The following is a 26,424-nucleotide window of genomic DNA, read 5'->3' as shown; positions in this document are numbered from 1 at the left end:
TTCGCCAGCCTTCCGCGATAGCGCTACCTCAAGGCGTGCTGTGTCGCAAAACCGGGAACGCGGACAGGAGATCCACTGCGGGTGCGCTGCTGTTTCCATGGCGCCGCTCGGGCGCCATGGCACCCGAAGTCAGCCGGGAGCAGGCGTGGCAGTACCGGGCATGTTGTCGAAATGCTCGATCAGCAGTTCGGTCAGGATGCGTATCTTCTTGGCCGGATTCTGGCCGGGTGGACGAATGACATACGCTGCCGCGGGCGGCGGTGGATAACGTGTCATGACGGCGACCAGCGCGCCGGAATGCAAATGCTCCTGGACCAGCATCGTCGGCAGCCAGCCAATGCCGAGCCCTGCGACCGCAGCGGCCACCAGGGCTGCACCGTTGTCGGCCTTGAAGCGCCCTTGCGGGCGCACCATGACGGTCTTGTCGCCATCCATGAAATACCAGGGTTCCGTGCCCTGCATCAGGGCCTGGTGGGCGAGCAGCTCGTCCGGTGTCCTGGGCGCTCCATGCGCCTTGATGTATTCCGGACTCGCGACAGTCGTTCCGGACACCGGTCCGACACGTCTTGCAATGAGGTTGGAGTCCTGCAGATAGCCGACCCGTATCGCGCAGTCATACCCCTCCGCGATGAGATTGACGACGTGGTCGCTGTAGCAGGTCTGGATCTGCAGCTGCGGATGGCGTCGCGCCATCTCCGCGAGCATGGGCGCGAAGTGCGTCGGGCCGAACGTCAGCGGGGCGGCAATGCGAAGACGGCCGCGCAGTTCGCCGGCGGGGGCGATCGTTTCCTTCGCCAGGTCGATCTCGGCGCAGATCCTGGCCGCATAGTCGCGAAACGTGGCGCCTGCTTCCGTCAGCGCCGCGCCCCGTGTGGTACGCGACAGCAGCTGGATGCCAAGGTCGGTTTCCAGACGGGCCAGCCGGCGGCTGACGATCGACTTGGCGACGCCGAGCCGGAGCGCGGCAGGCGAGATGCCCCCGGCATCGGCGACTTCCACGAATGTCCGTAATTCCTCGATGTCCAATCCAGTGCTCCCGATATCGCAACACGACGTTCCAAGGCATGGTACTTCCGTACGGAGTTGGAGCACAGCAAAACTTGCCTGCCATGACGACGCAATGCGCTATCTGCTCATGCGCCCGGTGCTGTCGGTTTCACCGCAAGTCCTCGATCATGCCGACACCGCCAGCCCTCCGGTGTTGGCATAAATGCACGAAAAGTCGTATAAGCAGATTCATCATCAGTGATGGAGGAGCTATGTTCGACATGGACTTGCCGTGGTGGGAATTCATTGCGCGTGGCGCCGTCATCTACTGCTTCCTGCTGCTGATGGTGCGCATCACGGGCAAGCGCACGATCGGCCAGTTCACGCCGTTCGACCTGCTGGTGGTGATGCTGCTGTCGGAAGCGGTGTCGAATTCACTGTCCGGCGGCGACGATTCTCTGCAGGGCGGCATGATCGTGGCGAGCACGCTGATTGCGCTGAATGTCTTCTTCGCGGTGATCACATCCCGTAGCCGCAAGATCGCCGACCTGGTCGACGGCCGCCCGGTACTGCTGGGCCGGGACGGCAAGATCTTCGAGGACATCGTCAAGAAATGCCGGGTGGCCGAAGGCGACGTCGAGCAGGCGCTGCGCGAAGCCGATTGCCCGGTTCAGAAAATGAAGTGCGCGTTCCTGGAACCGGACGGCAAGATCACGATTCTGCAGAACGAGCAGTGAACTCGCGGACCTTCGCCAGCAGCTTCGTCGTCGAGCGGTCGTGTTCGAAATCGATCGCCACGGCCTTGCCGCCGTAGGCCAGCACCGCCTGCCCTTCCGGGATCGCCGCCATGTCGTAGTCGCCGCCCTTGGCATAGATTTCCGGGCGCGCTTCCAGCACCACCTCCAGGGCCGTGTCCTCGTCGAACGGCACCACCAGGTCCACCGCCTCCAGTGCGGCCAGTACCGCCATCCGGTCGTCCAGCGTATTCAGGGGGCGGTCGTCGCCCTTGCCCAGCCGCTTGACGGAAGCATCCGTATTGGCCGCCACCACCAGCGAGGCGCCCAGTGCGCGCGCCTGCGCCAGGTAGGTCACGTGGCCGCGGTGCAGGATATCGAACACGCCGTTGGTGACCACCACCGGCTTGGGCAGGGCGGCAACGCGGGCGCGCAACTGGTCGCGGGGGCAGATCTTGTCTTCGAACGAGGGCATGGAAAGAATCGGTCAGTGGGGAAGGCGCCATTATAAAGTCCAGCCGTGGCCCGGGCGGCAAGCGGCCTGGCAACCGGCCTGGCAACCACAGTGGCAACCGCATGGCATCGAAGGAGCCAGTGCTGCCTTGGTGGCCATTCATGCGAAGGCATTCCGTTACAATACCCCGTCCGGAACGCCCCGCGTGTATTGAACCGCATTGACCCTATGACACTCACCGAACTGAAATATATCGTTGCCGTCGCGCGCGCCAAGCACTTCGGCCACGCCGCCGAAGCCTGCTTCGTGGCCCAGCCCACGCTGTCGGTGGCGATCAAGAAGCTCGAGGACGAGCTGGGCGTGATGCTGTTCGAACGGGGCGGCGCCGAGATTTCCGTCACGCCGCTGGGCGCGCAGATCGTGGCCCAGGCCGAACGCGTGCTGGAACAGACGGCCGCCATCAAGGAGCTGGCCAAGCAGAACAAGGACCCGCTGGCCGGCCCGCTGCGCCTCGGCGTGATCTACACGATCGGCCCCTACCTGCTGCCGCCGCTGGTGAAGACGATGATCGAGCACACCCCGCAGATGCCGCTGATCCTGCAGGAGAACTTCACGGTCAAGCTGTTGGAACTGCTGCGCCAGGGCGAACTCGATGCCGCGGTCATGGCCCTGCCGCTGCCCGAGCACGGCATGGCGATGCAGACGCTGTACGACGAACCGTTCGTGGTGGCGATGCCGAACAGCCATCCGTGGGTGGCCCGCGAACGCATCCCGGCCGAGGACCTGAAAAGCGAAACGATGCTGCTGCTGGGCGCCGGCCACTGCTTCCGCGACCAGGTGCTCGAAGTGTGCCCGGAGATGGCGCGCTTCGCCACGCCCGGCAACGGCATGCAGCGCACGTTCGAAGGCTCGTCGCTGGAAACGATCCGCCACATGGTCGCTTCCGGCATCGGCCTGACGGTGCTGCCGCGCGCCTCGGTGGCGGACATGGAGGCCACCGACGGCATGCTGCAGTTCCGCCATTTCGAAGACCCGCAACCGTCGCGCCGCGTCGTCATCCTGTGGCGCAAGAGCTTTACCCGCAAGGCCGCGATCGACGCGGTATGCGATGCCATTGCCCAGATCCGCCTGCCCGGCGTGATCAATCTCAGCTCGAACAAGGCCGAAGCCGCCGCCTGAGGAACACCGATCATGCACGCTCCCGCTCCCAATCCCGCTTCCGCCCCCGCCGCCAGCAAGCTGCAGCTGTACGTCCGTCTCGTGCGGCTGGACAAGCCGATCGGCACCGTGCTGCTGCTGTGGCCCACGCTGTCGGCGCTGTGGCTGGCCTCGAACGGCGTGCCGGAGTGGCACCTGCTGGCGATCTTCTGCCTCGGCACGCTGCTGATGCGCTCGGCCGGCTGCGCCGTCAACGACTATGCCGACCAGGATTTCGACCGCCACGTCAAGCGCACCGCGGACCGTCCGATCACCAGCGGCCGCATCAGCGGCAAGGAAGCGCTGGCCCTGGCCGCCGCCCTGTCGCTGGTGGCGTTCCTGCTGATCCAGCCGCTGAATGCCCTCGTCAAGCAGTTGTCCGTGGCGGCGCTGATCATTGCCGGCACCTATCCCTACTTCAAGCGCTTCTTCGCGATCCCGCAGGCTTACCTGGGCATCGCGTTCGGCTTCGGCATTCCGATGGCGTTCGCCGCCGTGCAGGACACCGTGCCGTCCTGGGCCTGGCTCCTATTGCTGGGCAACGTGTTCTGGGCCGTGGCCTACGACACCGAATACGCGATGGTCGACCGTGACGACGACCTGAAGATCGGCATCCGGACCTCGGCCATCACCTTTGGCCGCTTCGACGTGGCGATCGTGATGCTGTGCTACGGCGTGCACCTGGCGATCCTGCTGGCCGCCGGCGCGCATTTCGGCCTCGGCACATGGTACAAGGCGGGCCTTGCGGTGGCCGCCGCCTGCGCCGTCTATCACTACTTCCTGATCCGTGAACGCGAGCGTGCGCCCTGCTTTGCGGCATTCCGCCACAATAACTACCTGGGAGCGGCGGTATTTGCCGGGATCGCCCTGGATTATGCGTTGCGCTGACAAGTGCCGCGCAGATGATCCTTTGTCGTAAAGTTGCAAAAAATGCAATCTTGCGACTAGAACCTGGCCCGCTGCCGCCGCCTACAGTCAGTTTCTCCAACAATCCAAACACGAGGCGACCATGGATCAGACGAACAACCCCACCGCAAGCAATGGCATCACCGCTGGCACCGGCACCATCGGCAGCGACACGGGCGCGGCGCGCGAGCGCCTGCTGGGCGACCTGAAGAACGCCATCGGCGAGGCCGAACACTGGCTGCGCAGCGCGGCCAGCTCCAGCGCGGATGGCGCCGAGGAAGCCAAATCGCAGTTCAAGGAAACCCTGCGCAGCGCGAAAACCAACCTGCTGACGCTGGAAGATACGGCCCTGGCCAAAGGCAAGCTTGCCGCCCAGTGCGCCGATACCTACGTGCACGACAATCCCTGGCGTTCGGTTGTCATCGGTGCCGTCGTCGGCCTGCTGGCCGGCGTGATCATCGCGCGCGACTGACATCGCCGCCGATAAGAAAACGGCCCGCGCTGCGGGCCGTTTTTTCGTCATCGCCGCGTCATAGAGCGGTGTCAGCGCTGTTCGGCCGGCGTGTGAAAGCACAGCGCCAGCAGCCAGCCGCCAAACGAAAACAGCTTCCAGCACGCGCCGAAGCAGAGGAAGTACAGGATTCCCTGGCTGAGACTCATCTCGCTCAGCCGCGGCAATCCGGCGCTCTCGGTCAGGTACAGCGTCACCATCGTCGAGAGCGTGCTGACAAGCATCACGAACCACAGTTTTCTTTCCAGCTTTTGCATCCTGTCCCCCTGGATCGTCGTGGTTGCGGCGTTCAGTCCCTGCCCATCTGCTCGCCCAGTTCCCTGCCACGGGCCGCGGCGGCCTTCACGGCGGCGACGATCCCGGCTTTCACGCCCGTCTCTTCCATGCTGGTCAGCGCCGCGTAGGTGGTACCGCCTTTCGACGTGACCCGCTCCCTCAGCAGCGCCACCGGCTCGTCCGATCGGGCGGCCAGTTGCGCGGCGCCGGTAAACGTGGCCTTCGCCAGCGCCAGCCCCTGTTCGGCCGTCAGCCCCAGTTCGACGGCGGCCTGCTGCATCGCCTCGATGAAATAGAACACGTAGGCCGGGCCGCTGCCGGACAGGCCGGTCACCGCGTCGATCTTCCCTTCGTCGTCCAGCCACACGGTGGCGCCGACGGCCTGCAATATCTGGTCGGCCGCCTGGCGCTGCGATGCGGTCACGCCCGCCGAGGCAACGACACCGGTAATGCCCATGCCGATCAGCGCCGGCGTGTTCGGCATGCAGCGCACGATCGCGTCATGGCCGCCGAGCCAGCGCGACAGGTCGGCGGTGCGGATACCGGCCGCGATCGACAGCACCAGCGGGGAATGTTTTCCATGCGAATTCGCGTTTGCCAGCAATGGCACCAGCGGCGCCACGGCTTCGCGCATGTTCTGCGGTTTCACGGCCAGCACGATCACCTCGGCGGCGGTGACGGCCGCGTCGATCGACGTGGCCGTCGTCACGCCATGGCCCGCATGCAGCGCTTCCAGCGCGGCCGGGTTCGGGTCGACGACGTGGATACTGGCGCCCGGCGTGACCTTGCCGGCCAGGCCGGCGACCAGCGCGGCGGCCATGTTGCCGCCGCCGATGAATGCAATCTTCATGGATATCCCTTTTTTATCTGTCTCGGTTATTTGCTCAGTTACCTGCGCAGTTACTTGTTATAGGTTCGCGCGCCGAAAATGGCGCTGCCCACGCGGACGATGGTGGCGCCTTCCAGGATGGCGGCACGCATATCGGCGGACATGCCCATCGACAAAGTGTCGAAATCGGGCCCGAATTTTTCGCGTAATCGTTCGAACAGTTCACGCATCGCAGCGAAGGGTGCACGCTGCGCCGCAAAGTCGTCCGCGGGTTCCGGGATCGCCATCAACCCGCGCAACCGGAGGTTCGGCAGGCGCGCCACCGCCTCGGCCAGCGACTCGACCTCGTCCGGCGTGACGCCGCTCTTGCTGGTCTCGCCGCTGATGTTGACCTGCACGCACACGTTCAGCGGCCCCAGCGCCGGCGGGCGCTGTTCGGACAGCCGCACGGCGATCTTCTCGCGCTCGACCGCATGCACCCAGTCGAAGTGCTCGGCAATGGGCCGCGTCTTGTTGCTCTGAATCGGCCCGATGAAGTGCCATTCCAGATCGTGGTCTTTCAGTGCCTGGATCTTGTCCACGCCTTCCTGCACATAGTTTTCGCCGAACGCGCGCTGCCCGGCGGCGGCGGCGGCGAGCACGGCATCGGCACCGAAGGTCTTCGACACGGCCAGCAATCGCACGGCGGCAGCAGGGCGCCGCGCCTCGGCGCACGCGGCCACAATGGCATTTTCGACAGCTTGCAAACGCTCTGGGATTCCGGACATAATCAGATGCGCCAGCTTGGGGACCATAGCTGGCATTATTTTTTAGGCACAGGGATTATAAATGGACATCTCCGATCTGCTCGCGTTCTCCGTTAAAAACAAGGCTTCCGACCTGCACCTGTCGGCCGGCCTGCCGCCGATGATCCGCGTGCACGGCGACGTCCGCCGCCTGAACGTCGAGGCGCTGGAGCACAAGGAAGTGCACCGCATGATCTATGACATCATGAACGATGCCCAGCGCAAGGCCTACGAGGAAATGCTCGAAGTCGATTTCAGCTTTGCCATTCCCGGCCTGGCGCGCTTTCGCGTCAATGCCTATAACCAGGACCGCGGTGCCTCGGCCGTGCTGCGCACGATTCCGTCGAAGATCCTCACGCTGGAAGACCTGAACGCGCCGAAGATCTTCGGCGATTTCGCACTGAAGCCGCGCGGCCTGGTGCTCGTCACCGGCCCCACGGGCTCCGGCAAGTCGACCACGCTGGCGGCCATGGTGAACCACCTGAACGAGCATGAATACGGCCACATCCTCACCATCGAGGACCCGATCGAATTCGTCCACGAATCGAAGAAGTGCCTGATCAACCAGCGCGAAGTGGGGCCGCACACGCTGTCGTTCAGCAATGCGCTGCGCTCGGCCCTGAGGGAGGACCCGGACGCGATCCTGGTCGGCGAACTGCGCGACCTGGAAACGATCCGCCTGGCGCTGTCCGCCGCGGAAACGGGCCACCTGGTGTTCGGCACGCTGCACACCTCGTCCGCCGCGAAGACGATCGACCGCATCGTCGACGTGTTCCCCGCCGAGGAAAAGGAAATGGTGCGGGCCATGCTGTCCGAGTCGCTGCAGGCGGTGATCTCGCAGACGCTGCTGAAGACCAAGGACGGTGCCGGCCGCGTGGCCGCGCATGAAATCATGGTGGGCACGCCGGCGATCCGCAACCTGATCCGCGAAGCGAAGATCGCGCAGATGTATTCGGCGATCCAGACCGGCAGCAATGCCGGCATGCAGACGCTGGACCAGAACCTGACCGACCTGGTACGCCGCAACGTGATCTCGGCCGCCACCGCGCGCTCGGCCGCCAAGATCCCCGAAAACTTCCCCGGATAGGTGAGCAGCATGGAACGCGACCAGGCCAGTAAATTCATGTTCGACCTGCTGCGCCTGATGATCGGCAAAAAAGGATCGGACCTCTTCATTACCGCTGGCTTCCCGCCGGCGATGAAAATCGACGGCAAGCTGACGCCTGTCTCCGCCCAGCCGCTGACGGCCGCGCATACGGCCGACCTGGCCCGTTCGATCATGAACGACAAGCAGGCCGCCACGTTCGAGCAGACCAAGGAAGCGAACTTCGCCATCAGCCCCGGCGACCTGGGGCGCTTCCGCGTCTCCGCCTTCGTGCAGATGGGCGCCGCCGGCATGGTGCTGCGGGTCATCAACAGCAAGATTCCCGACCTGGACGAGCTGGCCCTGCCGCCCGTGCTGAAGGAGGTCGTCATGGCCAAGCGCGGCCTGGTGATCATGGTCGGGGCCACCGGCTCGGGCAAGTCGACGACGCTGGCGGCAATGGTCGGCTACCGCAACGAGAACAGCTACGGCCACATCATCACGATCGAGGATCCGGTCGAATTCGTGCACCCGCACCGCAACTGCATCGTCACGCAGCGCGAGGTGGGCGTCGATACCGAGGACTGGGAAATCGCCCTGAAGAACACGCTGCGCCAGGCGCCGGACGTGATCCAGATCGGCGAGATCCGCGATCGCGAAACGATGGACCACGCGATCGCGTTCGCCGAAACGGGCCACCTGTGCCTGGCCACGCTGCACGCCAACAGTTCGAACCAGGCACTGGACCGCATCATCAACTTCTTCCCCGAGGAGCGCCGCCAGCAATTGCTGATGGACCTGTCGCTGAACCTGAAAGGCATGATCTCGCAGCGGCTGATTCCGCTGAAGGAAAGCCGCGGGCGCGCGGTGGCGATCGAGATCCTGCTCAATTCCCCGCTGATCTCCGACCTGATCTTCCAGGGCAAGGTCCACGAGATCAAGGAGCTGATGAAGAAGTCGCGCGAGCTGGGCATGCAGACCTTCGACCAGTCGCTGTTCGACCTCTATGAGGCGGACAAGATCAGCTACGAGGATGCGCTGCGCAACGCCGATTCCGTCAACGACCTGCGCCTGGCCATCAAGCTCGAGGGCAAGGGCGCGCATAACCGCGACCTGTCGGCCGGCACCGAGCATCTTGGCCTGATCTGAGCTGAACTGCGCTGAACCGAACCGAACCGAGCTGGACTGCGCGATGTGTGTCCATTTGCACCGATCCGCGCCGAACCGGGCCGAGGAGACCACATGAGCACCGTCTTTGATTTTTCCGCTGTCGGGCTGGCCGGGCAACCCGTCGACCTGGCCCAGTACCAGGACAAGGTCCTGCTGATCGTGAACACCGCCAGCGCCTGCGGCTTCACGCCACAGTACGCCGGCCTGGAAAAGCTGCATGAACGGTTCCGCGAGCGGGGCTTCGCAGTGCTGGGCTTCCCGTGCAACCAGTTCGGCGCACAGGAAAAAGGCACGCACGAGGAGATCGGCGCCTTCTGCGAAAAGAACTATGGCGTCACGTTCCCGCTGTTCGCCAAGATCGACGTCAACGGCGCCGGCGCCCACCCGCTGTTCCAGCACCTGAAGAAGACGGCGCCCGGCGTGCTGGGCACCGAAGGCATCAAATGGAATTTCACGAAGTTCCTGGTGCGCCGGGACGGCAGCGTGGCGAAACGCTATGCGCCGGCCACCAAGCCGGAAGACATCGCCGCCGATATCGAGGCGCTGCTTTAGACTCCTAGAACCGGGGCAGGTCGGCATGCGGCAACACGCCGCCCGTCACGCGCATGCGCCCGAACTCGGCGCAGCGCTGCAGCGTGGGGATGGCCTTGTTCGGGTTCAGCAGCGACGGTGGGTCGAACGCGCGCTTGACGCCGAAGAAGGCGTTCAACTCGCCTGGACCGAACTGTACGCACATCGAATCGATCTTCTCGATCCCCACGCCATGCTCGCCGGTGATCGTGCCGCCGACGGCCACGCACAGCGCCAGGATGTCGGCGCCGAATGCCTCGGCGCGCGCCAGTTCGTCCGGCACATTGGCGTCGAACAGGATCAGCGGATGCAGGTTGCCGTCGCCGGCATGGAACACGTTGGCGCAGCGCAGGCCATACTTCACTTCCATCTGTGCGATGCCGGACAACACCTGCGCCAGGTGCCTGCGCGGGATCGTGCCATCCATGCAGTAGTAATCGGGCGAGATGCGGCCGGCGGCCGGAAACGCGTTCTTGCGGCCCGACCAGAACCGGAGCCGCTCGGCCTCGGTGGCCGACACCGCGATCGCGGTCGCGCCGGCTTCCTGCAGCACGGCCGCCATGCGCGCGATCTCGTCTTCCACTTCTTCGGGCGTGCCGTCCGCCTCGCACAGCAGGATCGCGGCCGCATCGAGATCGTAGCCGGCGCGGACGAACGGTTCGACCATCCGCGACGAGGTCTGGTCCATCATTTCCAGGCCGGCCGGAATGATGCCGGCCGCGATCACGCGCGCCACCGCGTTGGCGCCGGCGACGATGTCGGCGAACGAGGCCATGATCACGCGCTGCACCGCCGGCTTCGGCACCAGCCTGACCGTGACTTCGGTCACGATGCCCAGCATGCCTTCGGAACCGATGAACACGGCCAGCAGGTCGAGCCCCGGCGCGTCGGGCGCTTCGCTGCCCAGTTCGACGATGTGCCCGTCGATGGTGGCCACGCGCACGCGCAGCACGTTGTGCACGGTGAGGCCATATTTCAGGCAGTGCACGCCGCCGGAATTTTCCGCCACGTTGCCGCCGATGGTGCAGGCGATCTGCGACGACGGATCGGGTGCGTAGTACAGGCCGAACGGCGCGGCGGCCTCCGAAATGGCGAGGTTGCGCACGCCCGGCTGCACGACGGCCGTGCGCGCTTCGGCATCGACCCGCACGATGCGGTTCAGCCTGGCGGTGGACAGCACCACGCCGTCGGCGATCGGCATCGCCCCGCCGGACAGACCCGTGCCGGCACCGCGCGGCACGATCGGCACGTTCATGCGGCGGCACACGTCGAGCACCGCCAGCACCTGCGCCTCGTCCTGCGGCAGCGCGACGATCATCGGCGGCTGGCGGAACGCGGACAGGCCGTCGCATTCGTACGGGCGGGTATCTTCCAGGCGGGACAGCACGCAGCCGGGCGGCAACACGGCGCCCAGGGCGCGTGCGACGTCGCGCTGGCGGCTTTCGGTGAACGGCGCTGCACTGGCGAGTGGCGTGAGTGGCGTGGTCATGGGCCGATTGTAGGCCAAACGGCTGGCAGACTGCGCTCGGAGGAAATGTTTCGAAATAACCGGTGTCTGTCACCGGTTTTCTAGAAATGTTCCAGGAAAACCGGTGTCTGTCACCGGTTTTTGTGCAAGTTTCGCGATGGCAGGATTCTGGCGTATGCTCGCACCTTTCAACCTACGGAGACGAGCATGGGCAACCGGCTATCGAAGATCGCGACCCGCACGGGCGACAATGGCACCACCGGCCTGGGCGATGGCAGCCGCACCCGCAAGGACAGCGTGCGCGTGCACGCCATGGGCGACGTCGACGAACTGAATTCGAACCTGGGCGTGCTGCTGTGCGAAGCGCTGCCGGAAGACCTGCGCGAGGAACTGGTATCGATCCAGCACGACCTGTTCGACCTGGGCGGCGAACTGTGCATTCCCGGCTACCAGCTGATCAAGGAAGAGCACGTGGAACGGCTCGATGCGCTGCTGGAGAAATACAACGGCACCTTGCCGGCACTGACGGAATTCATCCTGCCGGCCGGCTCGCGCGCCGCGGCGCTGGCGCATGTGTGCCGCACGGTGTGCCGGCGCGCCGAGCGCAGCATCGTCACACTGGGCAGCGAGGAAACCATCCACGACCACCCGCGCCAGTACGTCAACCGCTTGTCGGACCTGCTGTTCGTGCTGGCCCGCGTGCTGAACCGCTTTGCCGGCGGCAGCGACGTGCTGTGGCATCACGACCGGAAGAAAAGCTAGTCCCGGCCGCGCCGACCGGTCACTCCTTGCCGTTCGGGTGCAATGCCAGGTACGGTTCGGCACCGGCGCCGGCGCTCAGCAGCCAGCCCGTCATCAGCAGGAACACCAGCAGCATCGCGAACAGCGTGCCCGCGCGGCGGCTGTCGGCCGGCGTTTCAAAAATCGGCCGCTTGCCGTAGCCGACGCCGATGAAGTAGGCCGCGAAGACGGTGGCCAGGTAGTGGACCGCGCCGAACATCTCGCCCAGTTCGCCCTTGCGCGGATGGTCGATCACGAGGTGGGAAATCGCCACCAGCACGATGTAGATCACCGATGCGGACAGCGGCGGCAGGTACAGGCCGAAACGCTCGACGAAGTCGCGCACCGCGGGGCGCTTGCGGGCCAGCAGCGGCAGCACGATATTGTGCGTGAGGCCGGCAATGGCGATGAGCTTCAGCAGGATCGTCTTGTGGATGCTGCCCTTCTCGCCGATGGCCAGGTTGTGCAGGTTGGTTTCGCCCTGGCGGTTGTTCTGCGCGAAGTAGTCCGGCGTGGCGACGTTCAGGATGCGCTGGAACCAGCTGATTTCTTCCAGCGCGGCCAGTGCCACGATGCCGGCCAGGCCGGCCAGCACCAGCAGCGGCAGGTCGATGCGCCGCTCGCGCTGCCAGTGTTCGACCGTGGCAAAGGCCAGCAGGCCGGAAGTCACCGCGAAGCACAGGAACTGCATCCATTCGACGATGCCGTCCTCCACCAGCAGGCGCTGCAGCTTTGCCCCGTCGCCGGACCATGCAATGGCAAGCCCCATCACGAAAACATTGATGAGCACCGCCACCACGATCGCCGGGTGGACATACCACTTGTTCTGAACCACGTATTACTCCCTTACCGTTTGAAGTTGTTCGATTGCTGCCCGGCCACGGGCACCGGCTCGGCCGCCAGCACCGGAACAGGCACAGGCGCCGGCTGCGGCTGAACGGCCGGTGCGCGCGCGCCGGCGGCCTGGCGCACGCCGGCAGCAACCGCCGAGCCCAGTGCCCACATCCACAGCAGCGGATCCAGCAGCGCATCCCACAGGTTCCCCGTGGGCAGGCGCAACAGCGCGTACAGCAGCAGGCCGGTCAGCAGCGCCAGCGCCGGCTGCAGCGCATGGCCGCGCCAGATGGCGAATGCGCACGCCGCGATCGCCGCGAAGCCCAGCAGCGGCGCGCCGACGGTGCCGAAGCCGCCATGGTACAGGCCCAGGGCCAGCACGCCAAAGGTGTCCAGGTAGAGGATCGCGCCGGCCAGCGCCAGCGGCAGGGCCATCGCCAGCGGCAGCACGGGGCGCGGCTTGGCGCCCTGGCGGCGCCGCTCCAGCGACATCAGGCTGAGCCCGACCAGCAGGCCGCTCGGATACTGGAACGCCAGCGTCAGCCACCAGGACGGCGACCATGCGCCGGGCAGCGCGCACAGCACGACGAAGCCGGCGGCAAGCGCACGGCCATGACGCCGCGCAAGGCCGGGCATGCAGGCCAGCAGCAATGCCAGCAGCACCAGCGCCCAGGCCACGTGTCCATAGGCGATCTGCAGCGCAAGACCGGGCAGCGTCATAGCGGGTCCTTTCCAGGGGTGATGCGCAGCAGGTGATGGGCAATCGCCTGGCGCTGGTGCGTATAGGTGATATGGAGCTTGTCGCCCACCTGGTGCATGGTCGGGTAGGAGAACTCGTCGCCCGGCTTGCCGCTGACGATGTCGGCCAGCGGACGCCACGTGCGCGCGTCGGTCGACAGCGCCAGCGACAGCACGTTGCGGTCGGAGCCGCCCGCCGCCACGTGGTTGTACAGCATCAGGAAATTGCCGCTGGACAGGCGCAGCGCGGCCAGCGACGTGCTCTGGTTGGCCACCTGCGACGGCGCCAGGTCTTCCCAGCTGTTGCCGCCATCCCGGCTCAGCGCCTGCTGCACGCGCTGGCCTTCGCCGGCATCGCGCATCCAGGCCCGTACTTCGGTGGCCGATACCGGCACGATGGCCGGCTGCAGCGACGAGGTGCCGCTGCCGATACGGCCGATGCGGCGCGGTTCGCCGCCGGCGTCGAACGCCAGCAGCATCGGGTACTTGTTGCCGATTTCAAAATAGACCGGCAGCCACCAGCCGCCGTCGGCCAGCGCCACCGGCGACGTCCGCACCAGCGTGCTGGTATTGAACAGCGGCGACAGCGGCAGCACGCGGCGCACCGCGAAGGTGGCGCCATCGTCATGCGATTGCAACTGGACGATGCGGGAAGCGGCCCAGCCGCCCAGGCCGGTCGCCACCACGTACAGGTGCACCGTGCCGTCGGGCGCCGTCCAGGCCACCGGGTTGCCGATGCGGCGCACGCCGAAGCCCAGCGCCCGCCCCAGCGATTCGCGGCTGGCCACTACCCAGTTGCCGCTCCAGGTGCCGTTCGACCAGCGCGATGCGTACACCTTCACATCCGGCCCGCTTTCGCGGCTGCCGGCCCACCAGAACGACAGCAGGTCGCCGCCGGGCAGTGCCGCCAGCGCGCTCGCGTGCGCGGACGGCACGCCGGCCGGCATCGGGATGATCGAATGGCTGACTTGGTTGATGGTGACGGGGGCCGGTACGGTGACCGTGCTCGCGATGGCGGGCTGCTCGACCTGCTGCGTACTGCCGGACCAGCGCAGTGCTTCCGCGGCGGCGGCACTGGCCACCGCAATGATGCAAGCCAGCGCGACCAGCTTGCCGGTGCGCTGGACAGATGGGCGTGCTGCTCCCATTCCGTCTCCGAAAAAGATGGACATGAGAACGGATGCCGCGTGTGTTCCTGCCCAGTATGAATACCAGCCCGCGCCTTGATATACCGCAAGCTCTGCCTTGATCTTCGCCAAGCGTTTTGCGCGAACGAAAGACGGTATCCTACAGGAAAAAGTAAAGGAGGGGGTAAGTCAGCCGCTCGTCGCCCTGAGTAAATTGCATGCAGCGAGCGATTCATTAAACGGCCAGAAATGTTTCCATTGCCACCTTGGCCATGCCCGTTCAGGCGGCGGTTTTGCCGAAGCCGGGCAGTGCCGGCAAGCGCGCGCCAAGGAAGTCGATGAACGCCCGCGCCCGCGCGTTGCGGTGCCGGCCGGCCAGCAAATGCACTTCCTGCGGCATGCCACGCCAGCCCGGCAGCACGTGCAGCAGCGTGCCGGTTTCCAGCAGGTCGCCGACCAGCCATTGCGGGCACAGTCCGATGCCTGCGCCCTGCACCAGGCTGTCGCGGATCGCCAGCGCGTGGTTCACGCGATAGCGGCTTTTCACCGTGACCGCCACGCTGCGGCTGCCGTCATGCAGCGTGACGACATCGCCGGCCGGCAGCCAGGCGAAGCGCACGTAATCGTGTTGCGCCAGCTGATCCGGGGTTTGCGGGAGCCCACGGCGTGCCAGGTACGCCGGCGCGGCCACCAGCAGCCGTGCGGATACCGCGACCTTGCGTGCCACCATGTCCTGTGGCAGCTCGCCGCCCAGGCGGACCGCGACGTCGACGCCCTCTTCCACCAGGTCGACCATCCGGTCGTTCAGGATCAGTTCCAGCTCGATGCCGGGATGCAGCGCCATGAATTCCAGCACGAGCGCGTTCAGCCGGAACTGCCCCAGCGCTACCGGAGCACTGACGCGCAGCAGCCCGCGCAACGCCGCGCCGCCGCCGCGTGCCTCGGTCACGGCGGCATCGAATTCGGCCAGCAGGCCGCGCGCCCGCTCGTGAAATCGCCGCCCTTCGACGGTCGGCGCCAGGCTGGTGGTCGAGCGCTCCAGCAGCCGGACGCCGACATCGCGTTCCAGCGCCGCGATGACCTTGCTGACGGTCGGTTGCGTGGTGCCCTCCTCGCGGGCGACGGCCGACAGGCTGCCCAGCTCCACGGCGCGCACGAAGTACTGCAGCGAACGAATCGTATCCATGACGTTCTCATTCCATTTTGGAATGAACTATAGTCGATTTCCATGGCTACCACGCCAGGGTGGAATGACTGACCATGTCACCTTCCATTCGCAAGGAGCCACCATGTTCACCATCCGATCCCTCGGCGCGGCCGTCCTGTCCACGGTCCTGGCCATGCCCACCCATGCGTCGCCCGGCTGGCAGGCCAGCTGGTACGCGGCACCGCAACCGGCCTGGTCACCCGGTTTTGCCCTCGCCACCAATGTACCGGCCACGGTAGCCGGCAGCACGGTGCGCGAAGTGCTGCGGCTTTCCACCGGCGGCGGCAATGTGCGCGTGGTGCTGTCGAACCGCTATGGCAGCGAGCCGCTTGTGGTCGGCGCCGTACGCATTGCCCGCACGGCGGGCGAACCTGGAGCCACGTCGGCCATCGACACCGCCAGCGACCGGGCGTTGACGTTCGCCAGCCGCACGGAGGTCACGATACCGCCCGGCGGCACGGCCACCAGCGACCCTGTCGGGTTCCCGGTGGCGGCACTGGAACGCCTGACCGTGTCCGCGTGGTACCCCGGCACGGCACGGCTGGCGAGCTTCCACTGGGGCGCCCAGCAGACCGGCTACATCGCCCCCGGCAATGCCACGGCGGCGGCAAGGCTGGACGCTGCGCAGCACTTGCAGGGCCGCGCCTTCCTTGCCGCGGTCCACGTCGACGGCCAGGGCGGGACCATCGTTGCACTGGGCGATTCGATCACGGACGGCAACGGGTCGACGCCCGACCGCCACCGCCGCTGGCCGGACATGCTGGCCGAACGGCTCGCACCGCAAGGCATCGCAGTCGCCAATGCCGGGATTTCCGGCGCGCGGCTGCTGTCGTCGAAAATGGGCGTCAAGGCGATCGAACGGTTCGACGCGGACGTGCTGGACCAGCCCGGCGTGGCGGCCGTCGTCGTGCTGCTGGGAACGAACGATATCGGCTGGCCCGGTACCGCGTTCGCGCCGCAGGACCCGCCGATGACGGCGGAGCGGCTGGTCGACGGCTACCGCGCGCTGATCGCCCGCGCCCATGCACGCGGCGTCCAGGTCATCGGCGGCACGCTGCCGCCGTTCGGCAATGCGCTGCCGGGCACGCCGTTCGCGGGGTACTGGACACTGGCCAAGGAAACGGTGCGACTTGAAGTCAACGCCTGGATCCGGGGTAGCGGCGAGTTCGACGCCGTGGCCGATTTCGACGCGGCGCTGCGTGACCCGGCCGATGCATCGCGGCTGCGGCCGGAATATGACTCGGGTGACCATCTGCATCCGGGCGATGCGGGATTCGCGGCGATGGCACGGACTGTAGCCGGTCTGGCGGCCATGCAAGCCTGGCACCATGCCGTCGACCTGGGGCGCCAGGATCGGTCAATACCGTCCAGATCGTTGCCGGCGAGGTAAGGCTTCGGCGCCACGCGATGATCTCTGCCGCTGGCCTTCATGGCCGGCCAGCAAAGGGCTGAACGCCAACAAGCTTCTGATTTGAAAGTAATTCCAGCTTCTTGAATCGGCCCGATGCATGATATTTTTTTGATAATATAAGAATTCCATCATCACTCGAGGGCCCCATGTATATCCTGCGCCATTCCATCGCCATGCTCGCCTTGGGCGTTTCGCTTCATGCCGCTGCAGCACCAACGGAAGTCACTTTCTCGGCGGAGATCGAGAACCTTAAAAAGGACGGCCAACCGGTTTCCTCCGTCAACCTCGGCAGTCATTCCACCTATGCCAACGGCTCGGTCTTGCCGGGAAAATTCACCTACGATCTCCAGGGGCCGGGCAATCAGGTCTGGCACAACGGCGATTCCCCCGACCCCACTTACTGGTGGGCCGATAGCATGCATGTGCAAGGCACATATGCCATCGAGCTGGGGAACCTCGGTTATTGGGAGCACAGCCCCTTTTACTACGACGCGAGAATCGATATCGACAGCCGTGCCGACGGTGTGTTTGTCAGTCTGAGTAATTCGGGAAACTACAGTTTTCGCCTGGACTTCCGGGGCGCGGCGCACTCTCTCGACAATGCAACATATTTCGGCGATGTGCTGGACCAGGTATTCCTCGGTACGGGCTTTACACTCACGCAGGCCACGTTCAGAGGCGAGTACTTTACCGAGACCGAATTTGGATCTGAGCAGTTTTTCTGGGGTGGTGACCTGAGCATCGACGACTTCCAGAATGTGAGCCCGGTACCGGAACCATCGACCGCGGCCATGGCCGCTGCCGGCCTGTTCGTCCTTGGCGCGGTGGCACGGCGCCGCAAGGCAGGCGACGCGAAACGGATCGCGGCCTGAAGTTGGCCATGCACCACGCAGGCAGCTGAGGCAACGCCGAGGCGCGTACCTCGGCGCTTGCAGCAGGTGCAGCGGAGTCAATAAAAAAGCGGCGCAATGCGCCGCTTTTTGTTTTCCCGCCAGGCAGGTCAGCCGTTGCTGACCACCAGCCGCGGCTCGCCGCCGAGGAAGCGCGTCTTGATCGATCTGGCGATGCCGTCCGCGTCGAGCCCCACGCTGGCCAGCAGCTTGGCCGGGTCGCCGTGGTCGATGAACTGGTCGGGCAGGCCCAGGATCAGCAGCGGCTTGGCGATGCCCGCCTCGGCCAGCGCCTCGGCCACGGCGGCGCCGGCGCCGCCCATCACGCAGCCCTCTTCCACCGTGACCAGGTAGTCGTGCGAGGCGGCCAGTTCCTTCACCAGCTCCACATCCAGCGGCTTCACGAAGCGCATGTTGGCCACCGTGGCATTGAGCGCGTCGCCGGCCTTCAGCGACGGCGCCACCATCGCGCCGAACGCCAGGATCGCCACGCGTTCGCCCTGGCGGCGCAGTTCGCCCTTGCCCAGGTCGATGGTGGTGAGCGCCGGCGCGATGGCCGCACCGATGCCGGCGCCGCGCGGATAGCGCACCGCGGCCGGGCCGGGATACTGGTAAGCGGTCGTCAGCATCTGGCGGCATTCGTTTTCGTCCGATGCGGCCATCACCACCAGGTTCGGGATGCAGCGCAGGTACGCCAGGTCGTAGTTGCCGGCGTGCGTGGCACCGTCGGCGCCCACCAGGCCGGCGCGGTCCAGCGCGAACGTCACGTCCAGGTTCTGCAGCGCCACGTCGTGGATCAGCTGGTCGTAGGCGCGCTGCAGGAACGTCGAATAGATCGCCACCACCGGCTTCAGGCCTTCGCAGGCCAGGCCGCCGGCAAAGGTGACGGAATGCTGCTCGGCGATGCCCACGTCGAAGTAGCGCTTCGGGTATTCGGCATGGAAGCGCACCATGCCGGAGCCTTCGCGCATCGCCGGCGTGATGCCGACCAGGCGTTCGTCGTGCGCCGCCATGTCGCACAGCCAGTTGCCGAACACCTCGGTGTACGTCATCTTGGCCGGCGCCGCGGCCGGCTTGATGCCTTCGGCCGGGTTGAACTTGCCGGTGCCGTGGTACAGGATCGGTTCCGCTTCGGCCAGCTTGTAGCCCTGCCCCTTCTTGGTCACGACGTGGAGGAACTGCGGCCCCTTCAGGTTGCGGATGTTCTGCAGCGTGGGGATCAGCGAATCGAGGTCATGGCCGTCGATCGGGCCGATGTAGTTGAAGCCGAATTCCTCGAACATCGTGGCAGGCACCACCATGCCCTTGGCATGCTCTTCCAGCTTCTTCGCCAGTTCCAGCATCGGCGCCGGCAGCACCGACTTGCCGACGTTCTTCGCGGCCGCGTAGAACTGGCCGGACATCAGCCGCGCCAGGTAGCGGTTCAGCGCGCCCACCGGCGGCGAGATCGACATGTCGTTGTCGTTCAGGATCACCAGCAGGTTGCAGTCTTCTTCCACGCCGGCGTTGTTCAGCGCTTCGAAGGCCATGCCGGCCGTCATCGAGCCATCGCCGATCACGGCGATCGCATGGCGCTGCTCGCCCTTGATCCGGGCCGCCAGCGCCATGCCCAGCGCGGCCGAGATCGACGTGGACGAGTGCGCGGTACCGAAGGTGTCGTATTCGCTTTCGACACGGCGCGGGAAGCCGGAAATGCCGCCCTGCTGGCGCAGCGTATGGAACTGCTCGCGCCGGCCGGTCAGGATCTTGTGCGTGTAGGTCTGGTGGCCCACGTCCCAAACGATGCGGTCGTGCGGCGTGTTGAAGACATAGTGCAATGCCACGGTCAGTTCGACGGTGCCCAGGTTCGACGACAGGTGGCCACCCGTCTTCGACACGGAATCGAGCAGGAAGCTGCGCAGTTCGTCGGCCAGCGGTGCCAGCTGGTGGCGCGGCAGCTTGCGCAGCTCGGCCGGGTTGTTGATGGTTTGAAGCAGGTTCATTTATGCCTTCCGCTGCACGATCAGGTCCGCGAGTTCGCGCAGGCGCAGCGCGCCGTCGCCGAAGGCGCCAAGCGCCGCGTGGGCGTCGCGCCGCAATTGTTCGGCCAGGGCGACGGATTGGTCGAGCCCGAGGATCGAGACGTAGGTGGGTTTGTTGTCGGCGGCATCCTTGCCGGCCGTCTTGCCGAGGGTCGCCGAATCGGCGGTGGCGTCGAGCACGTCGTCGACGACCTGGAAAGCCAGGCCGATCGCGCGGCTGTACGCATGCAGTGCTTCCAGTTCGGTTGCCGACAGGTCCTTGCCGGCCAGCGCGCCGAGCACCACGGAGGCACGCAGCAGCGCGCCCGTCTTCAGCTGGTGCATGCGCTCCAGCTGTTCGAGCGTCAGGGGCAGGCCTACGCTGTCCAGGTCGATCGCCTGGCCGCCGCACATGCCGGCGGAGCCAGCCGCGTCGGCCAGCAGCCGCACCATGGCCAGCAGGCGCGCGGGCGCAATACCCTCCACGCCGGCCAGCACCGTGAACGCCTGCGATTGCAGCGCATCGCCGACCAGCAGCGCGGTCGCTTCGTCGTAAGCCACGTGCACGGTGGGCTTGCCGCGGCGCAGCGCGTCGTCGTCCATGCACGGCATGTCGTCGTGCACCAGCGAATACGCATGGATCATTTCCACCGCGGCCGCCGCACGCGACAGCGCCTGCGCATCGGCGCCGAACAACGCGCCGGCCGCGTACACCAGCAACGGGCGTACGCGCTTGCCGCCACCCAGCAGCGCATAGCGCATCGCACCATGCAGTTTCGCGGGTTCCGCGGTGTCGGCAGGCAGGTAGGCGGACATGTCCGCCTCCATGACCGCCTGGATACCGCGCATCCAGTCCTGGAACGTGACCGCTTCCGTCATGGCGCGCCCTCGTCGCCGTCGGCGAACGGCTTGAGCATGTCGCCTTCGAGGACCTTGACCTGCGATTCCACCTTGTCCAGCTGGGTGGCGCAGTATTTCACCAGTTCCGAACCGCGCGCGTAGGCCGCGACGGATGCCTCCAGCGGCAGTTGCCCGGATTCCATCTGCGTGACGAGCTGCGCCAGCTCGGCCATCGCCGCTTCAAAGGAGACGGGCGCGGAAGCTGGCGCGGCATTTTCAGCGCTGTTTGTTTTATTGACCATGACTTGATTTTGACTCAGTGCTGGAGTGTAGCCCGTTATTTTAGAACAAAGTGTCCCGCACGGTCCAAAATGGCAACCCGGCCAACCGTGCTCCGTTGCAATTGTATCCAGCGCGGCTCCCTTGCCGGATAAAAGGGATCACAATGCCGGTCACCCGGGGGTATGTAACGAAGATTTATCGGCGGAATCACGCCGTTCACGCTATAATCTCCGGTTCTGTCCGAAATACCGTTCTCATACTCTGAATTCAGGTCTTTGCGGATTCTGTCTCTTCTTGGTTTGCAGTACTTTAATTAAGGGGGGTTGGGATGTCCGATCTGGGTACCCACGCCAGGCTGGCGCGTTCGAACGCGCAACTTCCGGTCCACGTCTATTTTGACGAAGCGCTACTGCAGCGTGAAATGCAGCAATTGTTTCAGAACGGCCCACGCTACGTGGGCCATGAACTGATGGTGCCGAATATCGGCGACTTTACGACGCTCGCTTCGGAAAACGAGGGTCGCATGCTGGTCCGTAACGCCCAGGGTATCGAACTGCTGTCGAATGTGTGCCGGCATCGCCAGGCACTGATGTTCAATGGACGCGGCAATGCCAACACGATCGTCTGTCCGCTGCACCGCTGGACCTACGACCTGAAGGGCGAGCTGATCGGCGCGCCGCATTTCCCCGAAACGCCGTGCCTGAACCTGCCGAAAGCGCCGCTGCAAAGCTGGAACGGCCTGCTGTTCGAGCAGAACGGCTACAACGTGATGGAAAAGCTGAAGGACATGTCCGTCACGAAGGACCTGGACTTCTCGGGCTACATGCTCGATCACGTGGAAGTGCACCACTGCGACTACAACTGGAAAACCTTCATCGAGGTCTATCTCGAGGATTACCATGTCGAGCCGTTCCATCCCGGCCTGGGCGGCTTCGTTTCCTGCGACGACCTGCGCTGGGAATTCGGCGCCGACTACTCGGTGCAGACGGTGGGCGTGAACCGCGGCCTGAAGAAATCCGGTTCGGACGTATACCAGCGCTGGCAGGAACAGGTGCTCAAGTTCCGCAACGGCGAGGCGCCGCCGTATGGCGCGATCTGGCTGACGCTGTATCCGAACATCATGGTGGAGTGGTATCCGCACGTGCTGGTGGTGTCGACGCTGTGGCCGGAAGGCCCGAACCGCACCAAGAACGTGGTGGAGTTCTATTATCCCGAAGAGATCGTGCTGTTCGAACGCGACTTCGTGGATGCGGAACGCGCCGCCTACATGGAAACCTGTGTCGAGGACGACGAGATCGCGCAGCGCATGGATGCCGGCCGCAAGATCCTGCTGGACCGGGGCACATCGGACGCGGGGCCGTACCAGAGCCCGATGGAAGACGGCATGCAGCACTTCCACGAATGGTATCGAAGTAAAATCGCCGTATAAATAATCGACAACGAGGGGACAGATCCGGATCGCAACGGACTGTCCCCTTATCTATTTGAAGCCGCGGACACGCGCCACCGGGCATGGCACATCGCCGAAGACAGTACTCAGGTACGGCGAGACGAATGCCACGCATCCTTGGCGGTTTTGTGCCGGCGGCTTTGGGAAGGAACGTAATGCAATCGCTGTGGATGTTGTTCGCCAGTTTCCTGTTTGCCGCCATGGGCGTGTGCGTCAAGCTCGCCTCGGACATGTTCTCCACCTCGGAAATCGTGATGTACCGCGGCATCGTGGGCGTGACCGTGCTGCTGATCCTGATCCGCCTGCAGGGCGGCACGTTGAAGACGCGCTTCGCGATGGGCCACCTGTGGCGCAGCATCGTCGGCGTGATCTCGCTGTGGCTGTGGTTCTACTCGATCGCCAAGCTGCCGCTGGCCACGGCGATGACGCTGAACTACCTGTCGCCGATCTGGATTGCCGTGTGGCTGTTCGCGCATGGCTGGTGGCAGGCGAAGAACCAGGTGGCATGGCCGCTGCTGGTGGCGGTGGGCATGAGCTTCGTCGGCGTCGTGCTGCTGCTGCAGCCGGCGTTCCAGTCCGACCAGCTGGTGTACGCGCTGATCGCGATCTTCTCGTCGATCCTCACGGCGGTGGCCTACATGCAGGTGCGCAAGCTGGGCCTGGCCGGCGAGCCGGAAAACCGCGTGGTGTTTTATTTCGCCGTGTCGAACGTGGTGGCCGGCCTGCTCGGCACGTTTGCCGAAGCGGGCGGCGGCCCGGCGGTATTCCATTCGCTGAACACGGGCCATGGTTTCCTGCTGCTGCTCGGTATCGGCCTGTTCGCCACCGCCGCGCAGATATCGATGACGCGCGCCTACCGCCTCGGCAACACGCTGGTGGTCGCCAACCTGCAATACACCGGCATCGTGTTTTCCAGTATCTGGGGCGTGCTCGTGTTTTCCGATTCCTTCGACTGGCACAGCTGGCTGGGCATCGGCATCATCCTCGCCTCCGGCAGCGCCGCGACGTTCTACAATACCCGGAACACCGAGCGCGGCAAGGCCGTTGCCTCGACCGATCCCATCGCCAGCGAAGTTTGAGGAGACTCCATGTACAGCACCCTGATCGACGCCGCCACCCTTGCCCGCCATGCCGATGACCCGAAGTGGGTCGTCCTGGATTGCCGCCATGACCTGCTGAATCCCGCCTTCGGCCGCGAAGCCTTCGCCGCCGGCCACATCCCCGGCGCGCAGTTCGCCAGCATCGACGACGACCTGTCCGGCCCGAAAACGGGCGCCGGCAGCACGTTCCGCGGCCGCCACCCGCTGCCGGAACGCGCCGCGCTGGTCGAGGCGCTGCGCCGTTTCGGCATCGACGGCGACAGCCAGGTGGTGGCGTACGATGCGCACGGCGGCATGTACGCGGCGCGGCTGTGGTGGCTGCTGCGCTGGATCGGCCATGAAGGGGTAGCCGTGCTCGATGGCGGCTTGCCCGCATGGCAGGCCGCCGGCCAGCCCGTGACGGCCGACCTGGCGCCGCCGCGCGCCCCCGGCCGGATCGCCGAGCGCCCGTCGCTGACGCGCACCGTGTCGGTGGACGACGTGGTGTCGAACCTGTCCACGCAGGGCTTTACGGTGGTGGATGCCCGCGCGAACGATCGCTTCCGCGGCGAGAACGAGACCATCGACCCGGTCGGCGGCCATATCCCGGGCGCGAAGAACCGCTTCTTCAAGGACAACCTCGGGGCCGACGGCAAGTTCAAGCCGGCCGCCCGGTTGAAGGACGAGTTCGCGCCACTGTTCGCGTCGCCCTCTTCCGCGGTCATGCAGTGCGGCTCCGGCGTGACCGCCTGCCACAACCTGCTGGCGCTGGAGGTGGCCGGTTTGCCGGGCGCCGCGCTGTATCCCGGCTCGTGGTCGGAATGGTGCGCGGTGGCGGAACGGCCGGTCGCGACCGGGGCGTAACGCTGGAGAGTCCCTAGCCGCGGCGGGCCGGCAGTGCGATGCCGCCGGCCCGTATTCGGGCGGCTTACAGTCCCCGTGCCGCGGCAGCCTTCAGCGTCTGCTCGATCCACGCCATCGCTTCCGGCACGTCGTAATTGCCGGCGTGCGGCTGGTTCCACGACAGCCGGTAATTCACTTCCTGCACTTTCGGATCGGCCTGCAGCGCACGCGTCAGGTTGATCGACACGGTGAACGCGGTATCGCGGTCGCGCGTGCCATGCCGCACGTACCAGTAAGGGGCCGTATCGGCGCCGCCGATATACGCCATCGGGTTGACCAGCTTCACCTGGTTCATCACCGGCGTGGTGGCAAGCGCGAAGTGGCGGCTGCCGGTGATGCCGGTATCGTCGTAGCCGATGCCGTCACCGTGCGCGTCGTTGTTGTCCCAGCCGTACTCGGTGAAGTTGCTGTACTTCTGGCTGCTGGTACCGAACAGGTTCGATTCGCCGCTGGCCGCGGTGACCGACATGCCGGTCTGGTCGAACGCCGGCGCCGCCTTCGGCGCGGCTTGCGTGGCGACGAACTTCAGGTATTTCGGCATGTCGATCGACACCACCTTTTTAGTGCCGTTGTCGACGTCGAGCCAGTCGTTGGTGTAGGTCCTCGTGGCGCCACCGCTGGTGTACGGCATTTCCTCGCCAAGGTCGGGGATCGTGCCGCCGGCCGCCATGTACACCTCGGCCGAGCGGATCACTTCCTGGCGGATCTGGTCGATCATGTTGTCGGCGGTGAGCGCAGTGCCGCTGCCGTTCGACAAGCGCAGGCCCTGCTGGTATGCCGCGAACTTCGCGGCCAGTTGCGCGCTGCCGTCGGGATTCGGGTTGCGGCCCACCGCGGCGCGCGTGCCGTACAGCGTGTACAGCCATTCATAGTGCAGGTCGGCGTTGCCCAGGTCCGTGATCGGGCAATACGCGTTGATCGCCAGCACATCGTCGCGCAGCGTGCTGCGGCCGTTGGCGTCGATGCCGGCCGCGCCGGCAGATGCGAGGTAAGGCAGGTAGTCGGCGCTGTTGCCGGAGGCGCCGATGATCGACGACAGCGCGCCGCCGCCGCTGGTGCCGTTCACCACGATGCGGTTGGCATTGCCCGGCATGCGCGCATCGTTCAGGCGCAGGTAGCGGATCGCCGCCTTCGCATCGACCACCGGGGCCGGTGCCTTTCCCGGATAGCTGCCGTCGGCCGCGGTCAGGCCGCGGCTGCGCGTGGCCACGTCGATGTACACATAGCCCGCCTTCAGCGCCGCGCCGACGTTGCTGGTGGCGCTGTTGAAGCTGGCGCCGTCGGCGACGCTGGCCTTGATGTAGCTGGCGAACCAGCCGCCGTTGTTGACGGCGAAGTACAGCGCCGCGTCATTGCTGGCCGCCGTGGTTTCCGGCACGAAGATGTTCATGCTCTGGTAGCCGCACGCCGTGTTGGTGATCGTATTGGTGGCACCGGACAGCGTGGCCTGCGTGGCGGACACCGCGGTCGGCTTGGCCACGTAGCACACTTCCTTGTACCAGCGCACCGGCACCTGCACGCCATCGATGGTGACGTCGATCGTGGTGTACTTCGCGCTGTCGAAGGCCAGTGCGCTGTCGAAGGCGCCGGCCGATTCCCTCACGCTCTCGGTATCGGAACCGCAGGCGGCCAGCGCCAGCAGCATTGCCGCGCCGGCGGCGCAGGCTTTCAGTGGTGTGTTCTTGTGATGCATGGAGTCTCCTGGTTGTGGATGGTGATGCGCGCGGGCGCACGTTGCCCTGGCACGGGGTGCCTGGCGAAAAACAGCGAAACGGGAAAGGGCGAGCCGGGCGGAGAGCGGCTACGTGGCGGAGGCGTGCTCCGGCGGCGGAATCGAAGCGATGTGATGGAACTGCGGTGTCATGATCGTCTCCTGGCGGCTGCCGGCCGGCTGCCGGTGTTCGTGCGCGGT

At 65.6% G+C, this 26,424-nt stretch carries 27 protein-coding genes; 13 read left to right on the top strand and 14 right to left on the bottom strand.

The window, feature by feature from the left end; translation table 11 throughout:
* Window positions 1–129: 129 nt before the first annotated feature.
* Window positions 130–1,026: a LysR family transcriptional regulator gene (locus FHS02_RS27170; protein ID WP_137316164.1), complete on the bottom strand. Its 897-nt coding sequence runs from the start codon at window positions 1,024–1,026 to the stop codon at window positions 130–132.
* 233 nt (window positions 1,027–1,259) lie between these two features.
* Here FHS02_RS27170 and FHS02_RS27165 point away from each other — a divergent pair, with 233 nt between their 5' ends.
* Window positions 1,260–1,724 (top strand): DUF421 domain-containing protein, encoded by a 465-nt coding sequence (locus tag FHS02_RS27165; RefSeq protein WP_137316163.1) that lies wholly within the window; start codon window positions 1,260–1,262, stop codon window positions 1,722–1,724.
* Here the strand turns inward: FHS02_RS27165 and rfaE2 are convergent.
* Window positions 1,699–2,196 (bottom strand): D-glycero-beta-D-manno-heptose 1-phosphate adenylyltransferase, encoded by a 498-nt coding sequence (rfaE2, locus tag FHS02_RS27160; protein ID WP_137316162.1) that lies wholly within the window; start codon window positions 2,194–2,196, stop codon window positions 1,699–1,701. The genes FHS02_RS27165 and rfaE2 overlap by 26 nt on opposite strands.
* Window positions 2,197–2,403: 207 nt before the next feature.
* On the opposite strand from rfaE2, the gene FHS02_RS27155 reads away from it, so the two are divergent.
* The 3 genes from FHS02_RS27155 (at window position 2,404) to FHS02_RS27145 (ending at window position 4,750) form a co-directional block, all read left to right on the top strand.
* A complete protein-coding gene (locus tag FHS02_RS27155; protein ID WP_137316161.1) occupies window positions 2,404–3,354 on the top strand; it encodes a hydrogen peroxide-inducible genes activator in 951 nt (316 codons plus the stop codon).
* Between the two features lie 12 nt (window positions 3,355–3,366).
* Window positions 3,367–4,260 (top strand): 4-hydroxybenzoate octaprenyltransferase, encoded by an 894-nt coding sequence (ubiA, locus tag FHS02_RS27150; protein WP_137316160.1) that lies wholly within the window; start codon window positions 3,367–3,369, stop codon window positions 4,258–4,260.
* Between the two features lie 121 nt (window positions 4,261–4,381).
* A complete protein-coding gene (locus FHS02_RS27145; RefSeq protein WP_137316159.1) occupies window positions 4,382–4,750 on the top strand; it encodes an ElaB/YgaM/YqjD family protein in 369 nt (122 codons plus the stop codon).
* A 71-nt stretch (window positions 4,751–4,821) separates the two neighbouring features.
* On the opposite strand, the gene FHS02_RS27140 is transcribed toward FHS02_RS27145, so the two are convergent.
* From FHS02_RS27140 to FHS02_RS27130, 3 genes are read right to left on the bottom strand one after another with little or no spacing between them, the layout of a single operon-like run.
* On the bottom strand, window positions 4,822–5,046 hold the full coding sequence (locus tag FHS02_RS27140) for a hypothetical protein (RefSeq protein WP_137316158.1): 225 nt from the start codon (window positions 5,044–5,046) through the stop codon (window positions 4,822–4,824).
* A 32-nt stretch (window positions 5,047–5,078) separates the two neighbouring features.
* Window positions 5,079–5,915 carry a pyrroline-5-carboxylate reductase gene (gene proC, locus FHS02_RS27135; RefSeq protein ID WP_137316157.1) on the bottom strand — a complete coding sequence of 279 codons (837 nt, stop codon included), beginning with the start codon at window positions 5,913–5,915 and terminating at the stop codon, window positions 5,079–5,081.
* Between the two features lie 50 nt (window positions 5,916–5,965).
* Window positions 5,966–6,697 (bottom strand): YggS family pyridoxal phosphate-dependent enzyme, encoded by a 732-nt coding sequence (locus FHS02_RS27130; RefSeq protein WP_371861434.1) that lies wholly within the window; start codon window positions 6,695–6,697, stop codon window positions 5,966–5,968.
* Between the two features lie 25 nt (window positions 6,698–6,722).
* Here FHS02_RS27130 and FHS02_RS27125 point away from each other — a divergent pair, with 25 nt between their 5' ends.
* From FHS02_RS27125 to FHS02_RS27115, 3 genes are all read left to right on the top strand, one after another.
* Complete coding sequence (locus FHS02_RS27125; RefSeq protein ID WP_137316156.1) at window positions 6,723–7,766, top strand: type IV pilus twitching motility protein PilT; 1,044 nt, start codon at window positions 6,723–6,725, stop codon at window positions 7,764–7,766.
* Between the two features lie 9 nt (window positions 7,767–7,775).
* Window positions 7,776–8,912 (top strand): PilT/PilU family type 4a pilus ATPase, encoded by a 1,137-nt coding sequence (locus tag FHS02_RS27120; protein WP_137316155.1) that lies wholly within the window; start codon window positions 7,776–7,778, stop codon window positions 8,910–8,912.
* Between the two features lie 93 nt (window positions 8,913–9,005).
* Entirely contained in the window at window positions 9,006–9,485 is a 480-nt protein-coding gene (locus FHS02_RS27115; RefSeq protein ID WP_137316154.1) for a glutathione peroxidase, read from the top strand.
* Between the two features lie 4 nt (window positions 9,486–9,489).
* On the opposite strand, the gene FHS02_RS27110 is transcribed toward FHS02_RS27115, so the two are convergent.
* Window positions 9,490–10,992: an FAD-linked oxidase C-terminal domain-containing protein gene (locus FHS02_RS27110; protein ID WP_137316153.1), complete on the bottom strand. Its 1,503-nt coding sequence runs from the start codon at window positions 10,990–10,992 to the stop codon at window positions 9,490–9,492.
* 186 nt (window positions 10,993–11,178) lie between these two features.
* On the opposite strand from FHS02_RS27110, the gene FHS02_RS27105 reads away from it, so the two are divergent.
* Window positions 11,179–11,733, top strand: coding sequence for a cob(I)yrinic acid a,c-diamide adenosyltransferase (locus tag FHS02_RS27105; RefSeq protein ID WP_137316152.1), 555 nt, complete (start codon window positions 11,179–11,181; stop codon window positions 11,731–11,733).
* Window positions 11,734–11,752: 19 nt separating this feature from the next.
* On the opposite strand, the gene FHS02_RS27100 is transcribed toward FHS02_RS27105, so the two are convergent.
* The 4 genes from FHS02_RS27100 to FHS02_RS27085 form a co-directional block, all read right to left on the bottom strand.
* On the bottom strand, window positions 11,753–12,586 hold the full coding sequence (locus FHS02_RS27100; protein ID WP_137316151.1) for a hypothetical protein: 834 nt from the start codon (window positions 12,584–12,586) through the stop codon (window positions 11,753–11,755).
* Between the two features lie 11 nt (window positions 12,587–12,597).
* Window positions 12,598–13,305: a hypothetical protein gene (locus tag FHS02_RS27095; protein ID WP_137316150.1), complete on the bottom strand. Its 708-nt coding sequence runs from the start codon at window positions 13,303–13,305 to the stop codon at window positions 12,598–12,600.
* A complete protein-coding gene (locus FHS02_RS27090) occupies window positions 13,302–14,471 on the bottom strand; it encodes a sialidase family protein (protein WP_137316149.1) in 1,170 nt (389 codons plus the stop codon). The genes FHS02_RS27095 and FHS02_RS27090 overlap by 4 nt, the downstream gene beginning before the upstream one ends.
* Window positions 14,472–14,730: 259 nt before the next feature.
* Complete coding sequence (locus FHS02_RS27085) at window positions 14,731–15,636, bottom strand: LysR family transcriptional regulator (protein WP_137316148.1); 906 nt, start codon at window positions 15,634–15,636, stop codon at window positions 14,731–14,733.
* Window positions 15,637–15,739: 103 nt separating this feature from the next.
* Here FHS02_RS27085 and FHS02_RS27080 point away from each other — a divergent pair, with 103 nt between their 5' ends.
* Both FHS02_RS27080 and FHS02_RS31730 read left to right on the top strand, forming a co-directional pair.
* A complete protein-coding gene (locus FHS02_RS27080) occupies window positions 15,740–17,047 on the top strand; it encodes an SGNH/GDSL hydrolase family protein (protein WP_137316147.1) in 1,308 nt (435 codons plus the stop codon).
* Between the two features lie 167 nt (window positions 17,048–17,214).
* The gene (locus tag FHS02_RS31730) at window positions 17,215–17,940 is read left to right on the top strand and encodes a PEP-CTERM sorting domain-containing protein (RefSeq protein WP_229422346.1); all 726 of its coding nucleotides are present in this window, start codon (window positions 17,215–17,217) and stop codon (window positions 17,938–17,940) included.
* 128 nt (window positions 17,941–18,068) lie between these two features.
* Here the strand turns inward: FHS02_RS31730 and dxs are convergent, their stop codons facing one another.
* Genes dxs through FHS02_RS27060 form a run of 3 tightly spaced genes read right to left on the bottom strand, consistent with a single transcriptional unit; the run spans window position 18,069 to window position 21,100 of the window.
* Window positions 18,069–19,940: a 1-deoxy-D-xylulose-5-phosphate synthase gene (gene dxs / locus FHS02_RS27070; protein WP_137316146.1), complete on the bottom strand. Its 1,872-nt coding sequence runs from the start codon at window positions 19,938–19,940 to the stop codon at window positions 18,069–18,071.
* Entirely contained in the window at window positions 19,941–20,837 is an 897-nt protein-coding gene (locus FHS02_RS27065) for a polyprenyl synthetase family protein (protein WP_137316145.1), read from the bottom strand.
* Complete coding sequence (locus tag FHS02_RS27060; protein ID WP_137316144.1) at window positions 20,834–21,100, bottom strand: exodeoxyribonuclease VII small subunit; 267 nt, start codon at window positions 21,098–21,100, stop codon at window positions 20,834–20,836. Before FHS02_RS27060 ends, FHS02_RS27065 begins: the two co-directional genes overlap by 4 nt.
* Window positions 21,101–21,408: 308 nt before the next feature.
* Here FHS02_RS27060 and FHS02_RS27055 point away from each other — a divergent pair, with 308 nt between their 5' ends.
* From FHS02_RS27055 to FHS02_RS27045, 3 genes are all read left to right on the top strand, one after another.
* Window positions 21,409–22,509 carry an aromatic ring-hydroxylating oxygenase subunit alpha gene (locus tag FHS02_RS27055; RefSeq protein ID WP_137316143.1) on the top strand — a complete coding sequence of 367 codons (1,101 nt, stop codon included), beginning with the start codon at window positions 21,409–21,411 and terminating at the stop codon, window positions 22,507–22,509.
* 176 nt (window positions 22,510–22,685) lie between these two features.
* A complete protein-coding gene (locus FHS02_RS27050; RefSeq protein WP_137316142.1) occupies window positions 22,686–23,609 on the top strand; it encodes a DMT family transporter in 924 nt (307 codons plus the stop codon).
* Between the two features lie 9 nt (window positions 23,610–23,618).
* Window positions 23,619–24,473 carry a sulfurtransferase gene (locus FHS02_RS27045; RefSeq protein WP_137316141.1) on the top strand — a complete coding sequence of 285 codons (855 nt, stop codon included), beginning with the start codon at window positions 23,619–23,621 and terminating at the stop codon, window positions 24,471–24,473.
* A 64-nt stretch (window positions 24,474–24,537) separates the two neighbouring features.
* On the opposite strand, the gene FHS02_RS27040 is transcribed toward FHS02_RS27045, so the two are convergent.
* Window positions 24,538–26,205, bottom strand: coding sequence for a subtype B tannase (locus FHS02_RS27040; RefSeq protein WP_137316140.1), 1,668 nt, complete (start codon window positions 26,203–26,205; stop codon window positions 24,538–24,540).
* Window positions 26,206–26,424: the final 219 nt, after the last annotated feature.

The sequence above is a fragment of the Pseudoduganella umbonata genome, assembly GCF_014192225.1.
Lineage (GTDB): Bacteria > Pseudomonadota > Gammaproteobacteria > Burkholderiales > Burkholderiaceae_D > Rugamonas > Rugamonas umbonata.
This window is presented reverse-complemented; position numbering and strand designations above follow the sequence as displayed.